Origin of the sequence: Streptomyces sp. NPDC055243 (genome assembly GCF_044544025.1) — a bacterium.
Classification (GTDB): Bacteria; Actinomycetota; Actinomycetes; order Streptomycetales; family Streptomycetaceae; genus Streptomyces.
Window position 1 is genome coordinate 402143 of record NZ_JBITWR010000001.1, and the last position, 13430, is coordinate 415572.

Genomic DNA, 13430 nt, shown 5'->3' on the forward strand with positions numbered 1-13430 from the left:
AGAAGGGCTGACCTCATGGCGCAGCAGGTACAGGGCGTGATCGCGCGCGCGAAGGGCGAGCCGGTACGGATCGAGACGATCGTCGTGCCGGATCCGGGGCCCGGGGAAGCCGTGGTGAAGGTGCAGGCCTGCGGGGTCTGTCACACCGACCTGCACTACCGCGAGGGCGGCATCAACGACGACTTCCCCTTCCTCCTCGGCCACGAGGCGGCGGGCATCGTCGAGTCGGTCGGTGACGGTGTCACGGAGGTCGCGCCCGGCGACTTCGTGATCCTCAACTGGCGTGCGGTGTGCGGCCAGTGCCGCGCCTGCCTGCGCGGTCGCCCCCAGTACTGCTTCGACACGCACAACGCCAAGCAGAAGATGACCCTTCTCGACGGCACGGAGCTCTCGCCCGCGCTCGGCATCGGCGCCTTCGCGGAGAAGACCCTGGTCGCCGCCGGGCAGTGCACCAAGGTCGACCCGGCCGCCTCGCCCGCCGCGGCGGGGCTCCTGGGCTGCGGGGTCATGGCCGGTATCGGCGCCGCCATCAACACGGGCAACGTGGGCCGCGGCGACTCGGTCGCCGTCATCGGCTGCGGCGGTGTGGGCAACGCGGCGGTGGTGGGCGCGCGCCTGGCCGGAGCCGCGAAGATCATCGCCGTCGACATCGACGACAAGAAGCTGGAGACGGCCAAGGGCCTGGGCGCCACGCACACCGTCAACTCCCGCTCGGCCGACCCCGTCGAGGCGGTCCGCGAGCTGACCGACGGCAACGGCGCGGACGTGGTCATCGAGGCGGTCGGCCGTCCGGAGACCTACGAACAGGCCTTCTATGCCCGCGACTTGGCGGGCACGGTCGTCCTGGTCGGGGTGCCGACACCGGAGATGCGCATCGACCTGCCGCTCCTGGACGTCTTTGGACGCGGCGGCGCGCTCAAGTCGAGCTGGTACGGCGACTGCCTGCCCTCGCGCGACTTCCCCATGCTCATCGACCTCTATCAGCAAGGTCGCCTCGACCTGGACGCGTTCGTCACGGAGACGATCGCGCTGGAGGACGTGGAGAAGGCGTTCGAGCGGATGCACCACGGGGATGTCCTGCGTTCGGTGGTGGTCCTCTGATGGCCGCGCGCATCGACCACCTGGTCACCTCGGGCACGTTCTCCCTCGACGGGGGCACCTGGGACGTCGACAACAACGTATGGATCGTGGGCGACGACAGCGAGGTCGTCGTCATCGACGCCGCGCACGACGCGGACGCCATCGCGGCCGCGGTGGGCGGGCGCCGGGTCGTCGCCATCGTGTGCACGCACGCCCACGACGACCACATCGACGCGGCCCCCGCGCTCGCCGCCCGCACCGGCGCGCCGATCCTGCTGCACCCCGCCGACGCGGAGCTGTGGAAGCAGACCCACCCCGACCGTGCCCCCGACGGCGAGCTGTCCGACGGGCAGGAACTCACCGTGGCGGGCACGCAGTTGCACGTCATGCACACCCCGGGCCACTGCCTGGGCGCCGTCAGCCTCTACGCGCCCGCGCTCGCCACGGTCTTCACCGGCGACACGCTCTTCGCGGGCGGGCCCGGCGCCACGGGCCGCTCGTTCAGCGACTTCCCCACGATCGTGGACTCGATCAGGGACCGGCTCCTGACGCTGCCGCCGGAGACCGAGGTGCGCACCGGCCACGGCGACAGCACGACCGTGGGCGCGGAGGCGCCGCACCTGGAGGAGTGGATCGCCCGCGGTCACTGACCGCGCCGAACGAGGCCACCGACCGCACCACCCGCGGCCACCGGCCGCGTCAACTGACGTACGCGACCGGGCTCCTGCCCGGTTCGTCCGACCGGCCCCGCGTGGTTCGCCGCGCGGGGCCTTCCGCGTACTGGCCCTGATCCACGATCTCCGATAAGTTAGGCAAGGCTTACCTAATGGAGGTTGAAGGATGGGTGTCCGTCACGCCAGCACGACCGTGCCCACTGCAGCGGCACGCGCTCGCTCACTGCTCACCACCGCCTGGTCCTGTGCGGTGACCACGGAGATCGGCAGGGATGAACTCGTCGGCGCGCACAGCGTCACGCCGGAGGGCATCCTCCTGCTGTCACCGCCCCCGGACAGCGCGCTGGCCACCGCGATGATCTGCGCACCGCGCGGCGAACCCTCCACGCTGGTGGAGTTCGCCGATGTCGCCCCCGTCCCGGTCAGGGACCGCATCCGGGCCCGGCTGTGGCTCTCGGGGTCACTGGTGCCCGACGGCGAGGGATTCGTCTTCGCCCCGACCTGCGCCGTGCTGCACGACTCCACCGGCGGCCGCATCGGCATCGACCTCGACGAACTCGCCCTGGCCGCACCCGACCCGCTCGCCGAGGCCGAGGCACGGCTGCTCACCCACCTCGCCGAGGCGCACGAGGACGCCGTCGAGCAGCTGACCCGGCTCGTGTGCTCGGACAGCCTGCACGGCGTGGTGCGCGTACGCCCACTCGCCATCGACCGCTACGCCCTCACGCTGCGCCTGGAGAAGGCCCGCAGCCAGGCGGACGTCCGGCTGGCCTTCGACGAGCCCGTCGAGGACGTCACCCAGGTGACCGAACGCATGCACCTCCTGCTGACCAAAGCCCGGCACCTGCGCCGACCCCTACTGCGCCCCTCGGCTCCCGACGCCTGAATTCGCCGACCGCATCGACCGCAGCGCCAGCACCAGCACCCCGATGTCGTCGAGGAAGACCGGGTCGGGCAGCAGATCGGCCGGCAGGACGAGATAGGCGACCGCGCCCCAGAACACCCACTGGCGCTCGACCGGCAGCCCCGCCGCGCGCAGCGTCCGGCGCGTGCGGATCAGCCGTACGAGCAGCGCGATCGCGACCGCGAGTGTGGCGGCCACCAGGATCGCGCCGGCAACGAGGAGGACCGTGACTTCCGTGCTCATCAGACCTTGACCTCCGTCCTGCGACGTCCCGAGACATCCCGTGCGGGCACTCGGCCCAGGCTATGGGTACCCCCGGGACGCCGCGCGAACATCCCGTCCCGCCTTTCCGTGAGTGACCTTCTGCCCTCCTTCGACGGACCACTCGCCCTCCCATGACGGACGATGGAGGCCGGCACCACCGCCAGCTCCTCCAACTCCTTCCGGGAAAGGCAGAGATGAGCCAGACGAGCCAGACGCTGCTGACGGCAGGGCGGGTTCTGACCGGGCCGCGCGGCCGGTACGTCACGGACGGCGCCGTACTGACCCAGGGCGCGGACATCGTCGCCGCGGGCGCCCGGGCCGATGTCGAGCCCCTGGCACGCGGCGTGTCGCAGCGGTACGCGCTGCCCGACGCCACGGTGCTGCCCGGACTCATCGACGCCCACGTCCACCTGGTCTTCGACGCGAGCAAGGACCCCGTCGCGGTCCTGGACGCGCACAGCGACACCACCCTCATGGCGGCGATGGAGGAGCGGGCGCTGCGGTTCCTGCGCAGCGGTGTCACCACGGTGCGCGACCTGGGCGACCGCGGCCGTCTCACCCTGCGGCTGCGTGATGCGATCGCCGCTCACCGGGTGCCGGGCCCGCGGATCGTCGCCGCCACCACGCCCCTGACCACCAAAGGCGGCCACTGCTGGTTCCTGGGCGGTGAGGTCGAGGGGGAGGACGAGATCCGCGCCCTGGTGCGGCGCAACGCCGAGCTCGGCGCTGACGTCATCAAGGTCATGGCCACCGGCGGCGGCCTCACCCGGGGTGGCCCCGCCACCTGGCAGGCCCAGTTCGACGCCCCCCAGATCCGTGTGATCGTCCGTGAGGCGCACCGGGCGGGGCTGCCGGTCGCCGCCCACGCCCACGGCACCGCGGGGATCGTGGCCGCCGTCATGGCGGGCGTCGACACCATCGAGCACTGCACCTGGATGACGCGCAAGGGCCTCGGCCTGCGCGAGGACGTCCTGGACGCCATCGTCGACAAGGGCATCCGGATCTGCCCCACCGTCAGCCCGAACTGGCGGATGCTGCCGATGTTCTTCGGTGCCGAACGGGCCAAGGAGATGTTCGACCAGGTCCGCACGATGGCGGAGCACGGCGCACGGCTGATCGCCGGGACGGACGCGGGCGTCCAGCGGGCCGGCTGCGACGGCCTGGCCCAGAGCCTCGGCTTCTACCAGCACCTGGGGATCGAACCGGGCCGCGTCATCGACATGGCGACCACGGAGGCCGCCGACGCCCTGGGCATCGCCGACCACGTCGGACGCCTGGCGCCGGGCTACCGCGCCGACCTCATCGCGGTGCACGGCGACCCGCTCACCGACGTGGAGGCCCTGGGCGATGTCCGCCTGATCATGGCGAACGGCAGACTGGTGGACCATGAGTGAGTCATCGGCATCTCCCACGAAACCCGTCCAGGCACTGATCGTCGTCGACATGCAGTCCGCCTTCGTCACCGGGGACGGCGCCGTGCCCCAAGCGGCCCGCGTCCTGGACCGGACGACCGACCTGATCACGCGGGCCCGCGAGGCGGGCGCCCTCGTCGTCCAGCTCCAGAACGACGGCGAGCCCGGAAGCGTGGACGAACCCGGCACCCCCGGCTGGCGCATCCACCTCCCCACGGACCCCGACCGGGGCGAGAAGGTCCTGCGCAAGAGCGTCGACGACGGCTTCGAGGAGACCGGGCTCGCGGAACTGCTCGCCGAGGCGGGCGTGCACGACCTGGCCATCTGCGGGGTGCAGTCCGAGATGTGCGTGCTGGCGACCGCGCGTACCGCCCTGGAGCTGGACTTCCGTGTCGTCCTGCCGCACGACGCGCACGCGACGTACGACATCCCGGCCGCCGAGGGCATCAGCGAGATGGTCCCGGCGGCGATGGTGTCCCGGGTCGCCGAATGGGCCCTCGGCGACGAGGTCGAGATCGTCGCGAGGGCCCAGGACGTCGACTTCACCAAGCCGTAGACCTGATGGCGACCGCGGGGGATCAGCGGGCGGTGTACGCGCCGTCCACCAGGTGGTAGCTGCCGTGGATGAACGAGGCCCGCTCCGAGAGCAGGAACACGATCAGCTCGGCGACCTCCTCGGAGTGACCGAGGCGGCCCGCCGGGTGCAGGGAGACGAGGGCGTCGTACGCCTCCTTGTCCATGTTCTGCAGGAGCGGGGTCTCGATGAAGCCGGGGCCGACCGCGTTCACGCGGACGCCCTTGGCCGCGTACTCGGCGGCGGCGGTCTTGGTGAGGCCGACGACGCCGTGCTTGGCGGCGACGTAGGCGGGGGAGCCGGCGAAGCCGACGGAGCCCAGTATCGAGGCGACGTTCACGATGGCGCCCGCGCCCGCGGCCTCCAGGACGGGCAGTTCGTAGCGCATCGAGTAGAAGACGCCGTCGAGGTTCGTGCGGATCACGCGGTCGTACACATCGATGTCGTACGCGCCCGTCGGCTTGCTCTCCCCGCCGATGCCCGCGTTGTTCACCGCGAGGTCCAGCCCGCCGAACGTGTCGACGGTGAACCGCACGGCGGCCTCGACCGAGGCGGGCTCGGTGACGTCCACGGCGACCGCGGCGGCCTTGATGCCCTCCGCGAGCAGCTGCGCGGCGGCCTTCTCGGCGCCCTCGGCGTTGTGGTCGGCGATGACGACGTTCGCCCCACCGGCGCCCAGGCGACGGGCGGTGGCCAGGCCGATGCCGGAGGCGGCGCCCGTGACCAGGGCGGTCTTGCCCGCGAACTCGGTGGCGTAGTCGGGGACGGTGGTGGCGGGGGTGGTGCTCATGGTGCTCTTCACTTTCCTCATCCGATGTGGGGGGCCGCGACGGCGGCCTCCTCGGTCAGAACGGCGTAGGCCCGCTCCACATGCGCGGTGAGGTCTGCGTCGTTCTCGTGCCCGCCGCGCGCCCAGCTGCGCAGGGCGGCGGTCAGCACTCCGGCGGCGGCGCCGACGACGACGGCCGAGCGCTGGTCCCGGACGGGGTCGGTGCCGAGCCGGTCGGCGATGATCCGGACGGACTCGTCCTGGGCGTCGACCCGGACGCGTTCGTACGCGGCGAACAGCGCGGGCTCCGTGTCGACGAGCGCCAGCAGCGCCCGCGTGCGGGACCTGCGATGCAGCCCCGGGGTCCGCGGGTCGGCGAGCCACTCCCGCACCGCCGCGCGATAGGCGGCCAGCGGGGGCTCGTCGGCGGGGCGGGTGCGCAGGGCGGCGTTGATGCGGTCGCCGTCGGCGCGGGTGAAGTCGAGCGCCGCGGCCTCCTTGCTGCCGAAGTGACGGCTGAAGGTGCGGCGCGTGACGTCCGCGCGCTCGGCGACGGCCTCCACGGTGACGGCCGCGAGGCCGTGCTCCAGGATCAGGTCGATGGCCGCGTCAGCGAGCGCTTCCCGGGTCTGCCGGGCCTTGCGCTGCCTGCGGTCCTCGCCGGTCGGGTCGCTCCGGCCCGGGGCCGGGGCTCCTGGGCCGGATTCCGTCGCCTTGTTCATGTCTTCGACTGTACACCCGTGATGTCCCAATGGGACACCTGTCCCGTCGGGACTCAATCAGAGGCGGCGGCTGAGGCGGCGGCTAGGGGATGCCGCAGCTCGAAGACGCCGTACCCGAAGCCCCGCGCCGTCACGGCGCCGCCCGCGGCCTCCACGCCCGCCGCCTCCAGCGCCCGCGGTCCCCTCCCGGCCGCGAGGCCGGTGGTGAACGCCGCCGGTTCGCCGCGGGGGTTGATCACCACGAGGTGGCGCCCGCCCCTGACGTACACGAACGGATAGCCGGTGTGCAGCACCTCCACCGAGCCGTCCGGGCCCAGCTCCGGGGTGGACTTGCGCAGGGCGATCAGGCGGTGCACGAGGTGCAGCAGCGAGGTCTCGTCGGCCCGCTGGGCGGCGACGGTGGGGCGGAGCGGGTCGGGGTCGACGGGGAGGTAGAGGCGGTCGGCCGGGGCGGTGGAGAACCCGGCGTTCGGGCCGTCGTCCCACTGCATCGGCGTGCGCGACCCCGCCCGGTTGTAGCGCGGGCCGAGCACGCTGCCCTCGGTGTCGGGCAGGCCCGGGACGTAGCGCATGCCGATCTCGTCGCCGTAGTAGATCGCCGGGAGCGTGGGCCAGGTGAGCTGGAAGGCGAACGCCGCCGGGAGCTGCTCGGCGGTGCGCGGGCCGCAGTTGAGGCGGGAGAAGTCGTGGTTGGAGGTGGGCAGCGAGACATGCCCGGCGTCCCCCACGGCCTCATGGGCCGCCTGCCACGCCTCGACGAACGTACGGGCCGAGCCCTTGCCGCTCGGGTCGAAGAAGCAGTCGACGGGGTCCCACGCCGTGTCGTCGGTGCCCTCGCCGTTGTTCCACAGGGAGCGCAGGGGGCCGCCGTTGGTGGGGCCGCCGAACTGGAGGAAGAAGTCGGCGTGGAACCCGGCGGGCACGGACACGGCCGGATCGCCCCACTCCGAGAGCAGCACCGCCTCCGGATGGGCGGTGTCCAGCCAGCCGCGCAGCTCGGTCCAGATCGCGGCCGTCGCGCTGCGGTCCGGGTCGTCCTTGACCAGGGAGTGCGCCATGTCGACACGGAATCCGGCCAGGCCAAGGCGCAGCCAGTGGTCCATGACGGCGCGCAGCGCGGCCCGGTTGGCGCGCGGCCCCTCGGCGTCGACGGGCAGGCGCCACGGCTCGGCCGGATCCTTGCGCGCGTATCCGAAGTTGAGGGCGGGCTGGGAGTCGAAGAAGTTCGGCAGATACGCGCCGGGGCGGCTCCCCGGGGACCGCACGAAACCGTCAGGACAGCCCTCGGGCGCCCAGATGTAGCGGTGGTCCTGCGGGTCGTCGGCCGACGCGACGAACCACGGATGCCGGTCGGAGGTGTGCCCGGCCACGAGGTCGAGCAGCACCCGGATGCCGCGCCGGCCCGCCTCCTCCACGAGCCTGGCCAGGTCGTCGTCCGTGCCGTAACGGGGCGCCACGGAGAGGTAGTCGCAGACGTCGTACCCGGCGTCGCGGAACGGCGAGGCGAAGCAGGGGTTGATCCAGACGGCGTCGACCCCCAGCCAGGCGAGGTGGTCCAGACGCGCGGTGATTCCGTTGAAGTCACCGATGCCGTCTCCGTTCGAGTCGGCGAAGGACTGCGGATAGATCTGGTAGAAGACGGCGCCGGAGAGCCAGGCGGGGGCGGGACGAAGCGAAGTCATGGCGGGGACGGGGCCCTTCTCTCGTACGGGTACGACGGCTGAGGCGGCGCGGTTGTCCCGATGCGGGCAGGGGTAGGTCCGCCCGGTGCTTTCCTTACCCATTCCTGCCCCGCCGCTGAGCGATCACTTCGCCGCCGAGGGCTGTCTGCGAAAGAAGCTCGCCGTGCGCCGGGACTTCGCCATGGCGGCGACGGCCGATTCGCCCCGCCACATGACCACCCTCGGCGGCCACACCATCGACCGGGAGTCGACCCTGATCCCGCGCCTGTACCGCGACCGTGAACTCCTGGCCTGGCTGGGCGACGTCTCCTCGCTGGCCGCGGTCGAGGTCGCCGACCCCCTGGAGCGGCACGTCCTGAACATCCTGCACCGGCCCGGCGACACCCATGGTGCCCACACCGACGACTACCCCCTGGCCCTGGTGCTCTTCATCGAGGCGCCCGCCGACCCGGCCGACGGCGGGCTGCTGCACTACACCCCGCGCACCGGCGCCCTCGACGCCACCGCCGAGCGGGCGCACCACCGCAGTGGCGACGGCTATCTCCTGCGGGCCGACACCACGGCCCACCACGTCACCGCGCTGCGCAGGCCGGGCATCGGTCGTACGGTCCTCAACTTCGCCTACACCACCCCTGACCGGCAGCGGGCGCGCACGTCGACGACCTCCGCGTTGTACGCGCCCTAGAGCGGCAGCGCGCACACGGCCAGCGGAGCGGCGAACGGCTCTCCCGCCAGGCGCAGTTGGCCGGACTTCCCCACCTGGAAGACGCTCACCGAGTTCGACTTCTGGTTCGCCGCGAACAGCAGTCGCTGCGAGGGCGAGAAGGCGATGTGCCGGGGGAAGTCACCGCCGACGGGGACCGTGTCAAGGAGCCGCAGCCGGGCGCCGCCCGCTTCGACGGCGTACCGCGTCAGGCTGTTGTGCCCGCGGTTGGCGAGGAAGGCGAAGGCGCCGTCACGCGTGACGACCAACTGCGCCGGATAGCTGGTGCCTTCGCCCGTTCCGGTGGACTGCGGAGCGCCGGGCGTCAGCCGCCCGGTCGCGGGGTCGTAGGCGCAGACGACCACCGTGTCGTCGAGCTCGTTCGCCAGGTAGGCGAAGCGCCCGGAGGGGTGGAAGGTCAGGTGGCGCGGCCCCGCACCCGGGCGCACGGTGGCGTACGAGACCTGGGTGAGCTTCCCCTTCTTCGGGTCGAGGCGGTAGCTGTAGACGGTGTCGTTGCCCAGGTCCACGGCGAGCACATGGCCGCCGTCCGGGCTGGTCACGATCTGGTGGGCGTGCGGCCCGTCCTGCCCGGGGCCCGGGGGCGGGCTGGAGTGGGCGACCAGATCGCTCAACTCGCCCAGGGCGCCCGAGGGTTGGATCGGGTGGACGGCCACGCTCCCGGAGAGATAGTTGGCGCTGAGCAGCCAGCGCCCGCTCGGGTGCACGGACAGATGGCAGGGCCCGCCGCCGCCCGTGCCGCGCGCCCCCAGGACCTCGGGCCCCGACGGCGAGAGCGCGACCGCGGTCACCCCGCCCTTCTCCCGCTCGTTGACGGCGTACAGCGTCCTGCCCGAGGGATGGAGGCAGAGGTAAGAGGGATCGGGTACGCCGGTCAGCGTGCCGGTGTCCGTGATGCGCCCGGTCGCTTCGTCGTACGTCGCAAGGCCGAGACCGGTGCCGCCGCCGTCCTGGGTGGTGTACGTACCGAGGAAGAGCCGTCCCGTGCGGCGCGGGCGCCGTTCGGGGAGCAGGGCGGACGCCGATGCGGGCGCGGGTGCGGCGAAGGCGGCGGCGGTGGCCGTGGCGGCGACGGCCCCGATGAACCCGCGCCGTCCCCAGCCGCTCGCTTCGGGCCGTCCCTCGGACCCGCCGTTCATCCCTGCCGCCATGTCCGCTCCTCGATCCAAGTGTCGGTAGTGAGGCGTGTGGCAGACAGCGTGATGCCCAGAACCCCCACGATCAAGAGGCGCAACCCGAGTTGCACTCCGCGCAACGCTCGATCGGCGTGGTGTACAACGTGTTAACTACGTAGAGTAACAATGGCCGACTTGCTGCGCATATGCGCCGTGCAGTGGCCGGTGATACCACCCTGAGGTATGAACTGGCCCTGAGCGGGCAAGATGTAGGTGCCATTCGCGGTGCCGCCCCAGTCCCCGGCGGCGTCGGGCGCCGGCCTCCGGGCCGCGCCGCTCGCGTTGTCGTAACTCTTCGTATGCGGGGTGTAGGGAATTGGGGGTGGACCATGGGTACGCCCGACCCGGGCTTTGGACTGCACCACCATGTGGTGGACGGATCGATCGTTCTGACGTTCCGCGGTGAGCTGGACGCGTGGGCGGACCTGGAACTCACGCCGCGCATAGCGGAGTTACTGGACCGTCCAGGCGTGGATGTGGTGGTGGACCTGCGGCAGGTGTCCTTCCTGGACGCTGGCGGCCTGCGGCTGCTGGTGCGCATCAAGGGCCTGGCCATCGCGAGACAGCGCTCCCTGCGGCTGGTGCGCAGCAGCCCACGCGTCTGGCGGGTGCTGTGCATCACTCGGCTCGACCGCAGTTTCACCGTTCTGGACAGCATGCCCGTCGGCCTGGACACGCCCGACGACCGTGAAGGAAACCTGAACAGACCAGCCTAGAAGGGGAGCAAGTGGCAAATCTGATTACATGATTCGCCGCAGCCCCAGCCGAACCTTCAGCCGCAGCCACAGCCGCAGCCGGACCTTCACTGGTCCAGGTCCTGGCCTTCGCATGCCCACGTCCCCCTTCCCGCGCTCCCTGCTGACCGCGACCGTCCTGCTCCTGGCGCTGCCCGCCGCCCCGGCAGCCGCGACAGCCGCCCGCCCCGAGCCGCCGTGCACCGCCGGAACCGCCCCCTACCAGCGCCAGCTGGAGCGCGAGCTGCGCAGACCGGTCGACGGGGTCCAGTCGCCGGAGGACTGCGCGGCGATCCGCCGGCTTCAGCGGCGGCTCGGCGTCTCTCCCGCCGACGGGCGCGCCACGCTGCGCACGTACCGGATGGTCGTCGCCGACCAGGCGCGGCGCGACCCCGCGGCCCGCCGAGGCTGTCCCTCCCGGGCGTACCGCGTGGTCTGCGTGGACCTGACCCGGCAGATCCTCTGGGTGCAGGTGGGGCAGCGCCTCGTCTTCGCGCCGGTGCCGGTGCGCACCGGCCGCGACGGTCTGGAGACGCGGCGCGGCTGGCACCGGATCTACTGGAAGCACCGGGACCACTTCTCGACGATCTACAACGTGCCCATGCCCTACGCCCAGTTCTTCAACGGCGGCCAAGCCCTGCACGGCACCCGGCACGACCTCTTCTCCTCCGGATCGGGCGGCTGCGTGAACCTGACGGTGGCGGACGCGAAACGCCTCTACGGATTGCTGCACAAGGGTGACCGGATCTACGTGTGGGGCACGAAGCCCGGCACCGGCGGCTGACCGGCCGTCAGCCGCCGGTGCCGGGCCTCACTCAAGGCTCGGACCGAGCCCTCGATGGAGGCTCAGCCCCTGCCGCCCTGCCCCTTCCCCTTGAGTCCCTTGTCCCCCTTGCCCGTGTCGTCCCGCACATTGCTGAGCTTGACGGTGACGCCCGCGGTGGCGTTCTCCTTGGTCAGCCGGTAGGGGCCGGTGACCTTGGGGGAGGGCAGGCGATAGCCGTCCGGTACGGCGGTCTCCTTGAGGTAGTAGGAGCCGAGCGGCTGGTTGGTGAAGTCGCAGCGGCCCCGGCCGTCCGTGGCGCAGCCCTGCCCCCTGCGGGTGTCCGGGTCTGCCCCTGAGGTCTGCAGTCCCGCCCTGCCGTTGGTCTCGCGCCACAGTTCGAACACGGCCCCGGCCAGCGGTCGGCCGCTGGTGCGGTCCGTCTTGACGACGTGCAGGGAGCCCACCGTCTCGCTGGCGGGCGTCTTCTTGTTCTTCGCGGTCACCCTGACGCCGTCACGCGCGTTGGCGGCGGTCACGACGAGCGGGCCGAAGGAGGCCGGTGACGGCAGGTCGTACCCGTTCGCGGGCTTGGTCTCCACCCAGTAGTACGTGCCCAGCGGCACCGTCCGGCCGCACTCGCCCCGGGCGTCCGTGGTGCACGGCTCGCCGACCTGGACATCGGGGTCGGCGCCCGAGGTCTGCACGCCGGGGACACCGTTGGTCTCGTGCCAGAGCTCGAAGACCGCCCCGGGCAGCGCCTTCCCGTTCTCCGCGTCCTTCTTGGCGACCTCGACCACGCCCGTCTCCGTCGGGGCGGCCCCGCACTCGGGCAGGTCACCCACGAAGGGGTAGTTGTGGAACTCCTGGCCGCCCCCGCCACTGGCCGAGCTGGTGTGGGTGAGGGAACCGGTCGTGAAGAAGCGTCCGTTGATGCCGGGCACGCTGACCGTCGTGTTCGAAGCGTTCTGGCCGATCAGTACGCTGCCCTGGAACTGCCCGGTGCCCTTGATCTCCACGTCCGTCGCGTCCGGGAAGTTCCACAGCAGGCGCTCCCGCAGCCGGTTGAGCGGATCGGTCGCGTCGTCGATGCCGCCGCTGTAGGTGTTCACGACCCGCCGCGTGCCCAGCACATTGACCAGGACCGTCGCCCCGTCCGGAATGTTCGCGAACCGGACGCCCTCCTGCCCGCCGCTCGCACCGGCCAGGTCGAAGTCGACGTTGAACACCTGGAGCGCCGATGTGCCGTCCCCGGTGAACACCGTCTCGCCGCCCCCGTGCACGGCCGTACCGGTCGGCGTGCGCGTGCCGGCCTCCCCGTGCGCGTAGCACTGGCTGGCCACGTTCAGCTGGCCGCGCAGCGCGGTGTACGGCGCCGCCGCGCCCGCGTCCTCGGTCACGTCCCGGGCCAGGATCGTGCCGCTCGCCGCGCCCGCGTGGCGTACGACCCCGCCCTCGGCGAGGAGCCGCTCGCCCGCGCCGACCGTGACGCGGCCGCCGGTGGTGAGCCAGTCGGAGCCGATCGGCGGCGCGACCCGGGAGCCGACGCCCGCCTCGCCGACGTTGTAGGCGGCGCTGACCCCGGCCGCCTTGTCCTGGTCGAAGTCGCCGAGGACGACGACGCGCCCCTCTGCCTCCGCCGCGCTCCCGCGCACCAGGAAGTCGCCGCCCGCGAAGACGTTGATCGCGTTGTCGCGGAACCGGACCGGATCATTGGTGACGGGCGGGTAGGGGCCCGGCGGGCAATTGCCCGGGACGCAGGGCCCGAGGCCTCCCGGAAGCGGCGCGGCCGCTGCCCGGTCGGCCGGTGGGTCACCGGCCGACGCGAAGGCGTTCCCGGAGGGGAACAGCGGGACGGACGCGGCGGCGAACGCACAGCTCAAGGTGGTCAGCAGGCGTCCGGCGCGGTGCGTTGGGAACAGTCCGAGCATGTCGATTACCAGCTCCTCAGGC

Annotated in this window: 14 protein-coding genes; 8 read left to right on the forward strand and 6 right to left on the reverse strand. The window is 72.1% G+C overall.

Annotated elements, in window-relative coordinates:
- Nucleotides 1-15 precede the first annotated feature (15 nt).
- From ACIGXX_RS02180 to ACIGXX_RS02190, 3 genes are all read left to right on the forward strand, one after another.
- Complete coding sequence (locus ACIGXX_RS02180; RefSeq protein WP_351156952.1) at nucleotides 16-1101, forward strand: S-(hydroxymethyl)mycothiol dehydrogenase; 1086 nt, start codon at nucleotides 16-18, stop codon at nucleotides 1099-1101.
- Nucleotides 1101-1730 (forward strand): MBL fold metallo-hydrolase, encoded by a 630-nt coding sequence (locus ACIGXX_RS02185; protein ID WP_399971900.1) that lies wholly within the window; start codon nucleotides 1101-1103, stop codon nucleotides 1728-1730. The genes ACIGXX_RS02180 and ACIGXX_RS02185 overlap by 1 nt, the downstream gene beginning before the upstream one ends.
- Before the next feature lie 190 nt (nucleotides 1731-1920).
- A complete protein-coding gene (locus ACIGXX_RS02190) occupies nucleotides 1921-2640 on the forward strand; it encodes a DUF2470 domain-containing protein (RefSeq protein WP_351156946.1) in 720 nt (239 codons plus the stop codon).
- Here ACIGXX_RS02190 and ACIGXX_RS02195 read toward each other — a convergent pair.
- Nucleotides 2611-2901 carry a DUF1232 domain-containing protein gene (locus ACIGXX_RS02195; RefSeq protein ID WP_351156943.1) on the reverse strand — a complete coding sequence of 97 codons (291 nt, stop codon included), beginning with the start codon at nucleotides 2899-2901 and terminating at the stop codon, nucleotides 2611-2613. The two genes, ACIGXX_RS02190 and ACIGXX_RS02195, sit on opposite strands and share 30 nt — an antisense overlap.
- Before the next feature lie 215 nt (nucleotides 2902-3116).
- Here ACIGXX_RS02195 and ACIGXX_RS02200 point away from each other — a divergent pair, with 215 nt between their 5' ends.
- Nucleotides 3117-4316 carry an amidohydrolase family protein gene (locus ACIGXX_RS02200; RefSeq protein ID WP_351156941.1) on the forward strand — a complete coding sequence of 400 codons (1200 nt, stop codon included), beginning with the start codon at nucleotides 3117-3119 and terminating at the stop codon, nucleotides 4314-4316.
- Nucleotides 4309-4890, forward strand: a complete 582-nt coding sequence (locus ACIGXX_RS02205) for an isochorismatase family protein (RefSeq protein ID WP_361464068.1) — start codon at nucleotides 4309-4311, stop codon at nucleotides 4888-4890. Before ACIGXX_RS02200 ends, ACIGXX_RS02205 begins: the two co-directional genes overlap by 8 nt.
- A 22-nt stretch (nucleotides 4891-4912) precedes the next feature.
- On the opposite strand, the gene ACIGXX_RS02210 is transcribed toward ACIGXX_RS02205, so the two are convergent.
- Genes ACIGXX_RS02210 through ACIGXX_RS02220 form a run of 3 tightly spaced genes read right to left on the reverse strand, consistent with a single transcriptional unit; the run spans nucleotide 4913 to nucleotide 8081 of the window.
- Nucleotides 4913-5698 carry an SDR family NAD(P)-dependent oxidoreductase gene (locus ACIGXX_RS02210; RefSeq protein ID WP_399971904.1) on the reverse strand — a complete coding sequence of 262 codons (786 nt, stop codon included), beginning with the start codon at nucleotides 5696-5698 and terminating at the stop codon, nucleotides 4913-4915.
- Between the two features lie 17 nt (nucleotides 5699-5715).
- A complete protein-coding gene (locus ACIGXX_RS02215) occupies nucleotides 5716-6399 on the reverse strand; it encodes a TetR/AcrR family transcriptional regulator (protein ID WP_399971906.1) in 684 nt (227 codons plus the stop codon).
- Between the two features lie 53 nt (nucleotides 6400-6452).
- Nucleotides 6453-8081, reverse strand: a complete 1629-nt coding sequence (locus ACIGXX_RS02220; RefSeq protein ID WP_399971908.1) for an alpha-amylase family glycosyl hydrolase — start codon at nucleotides 8079-8081, stop codon at nucleotides 6453-6455.
- Nucleotides 8082-8166: 85 nt separating this feature from the next.
- Between ACIGXX_RS02220 and ACIGXX_RS02225 the strand changes: the two genes are divergently transcribed.
- A complete protein-coding gene (locus ACIGXX_RS02225) occupies nucleotides 8167-8766 on the forward strand; it encodes a hypothetical protein (RefSeq protein WP_399971910.1) in 600 nt (199 codons plus the stop codon).
- Here the strand turns inward: ACIGXX_RS02225 and ACIGXX_RS02230 are convergent.
- Nucleotides 8763-9956: a lactonase family protein gene (locus tag ACIGXX_RS02230; RefSeq protein WP_366461618.1), complete on the reverse strand. Its 1194-nt coding sequence runs from the start codon at nucleotides 9954-9956 to the stop codon at nucleotides 8763-8765. The genes ACIGXX_RS02225 and ACIGXX_RS02230 overlap by 4 nt on opposite strands.
- Nucleotides 9957-10309: 353 nt before the next feature.
- On the opposite strand from ACIGXX_RS02230, the gene ACIGXX_RS02235 reads away from it, so the two are divergent.
- Nucleotides 10310-10696 carry an STAS domain-containing protein gene (locus ACIGXX_RS02235; protein WP_383816759.1) on the forward strand — a complete coding sequence of 129 codons (387 nt, stop codon included), beginning with the start codon at nucleotides 10310-10312 and terminating at the stop codon, nucleotides 10694-10696.
- Between the two features lie 112 nt (nucleotides 10697-10808).
- Entirely contained in the window at nucleotides 10809-11498 is a 690-nt protein-coding gene (locus tag ACIGXX_RS02240; protein ID WP_399971913.1) for a L,D-transpeptidase, read from the forward strand.
- A gap of 62 nt (nucleotides 11499-11560) precedes the next feature.
- Here ACIGXX_RS02240 and ACIGXX_RS02245 read toward each other — a convergent pair whose 3' ends face one another.
- Entirely contained in the window at nucleotides 11561-13408 is a 1848-nt protein-coding gene (locus tag ACIGXX_RS02245) for a choice-of-anchor A family protein (RefSeq protein ID WP_399971914.1), read from the reverse strand.
- Nucleotides 13409-13430 lie beyond the last annotated feature (22 nt).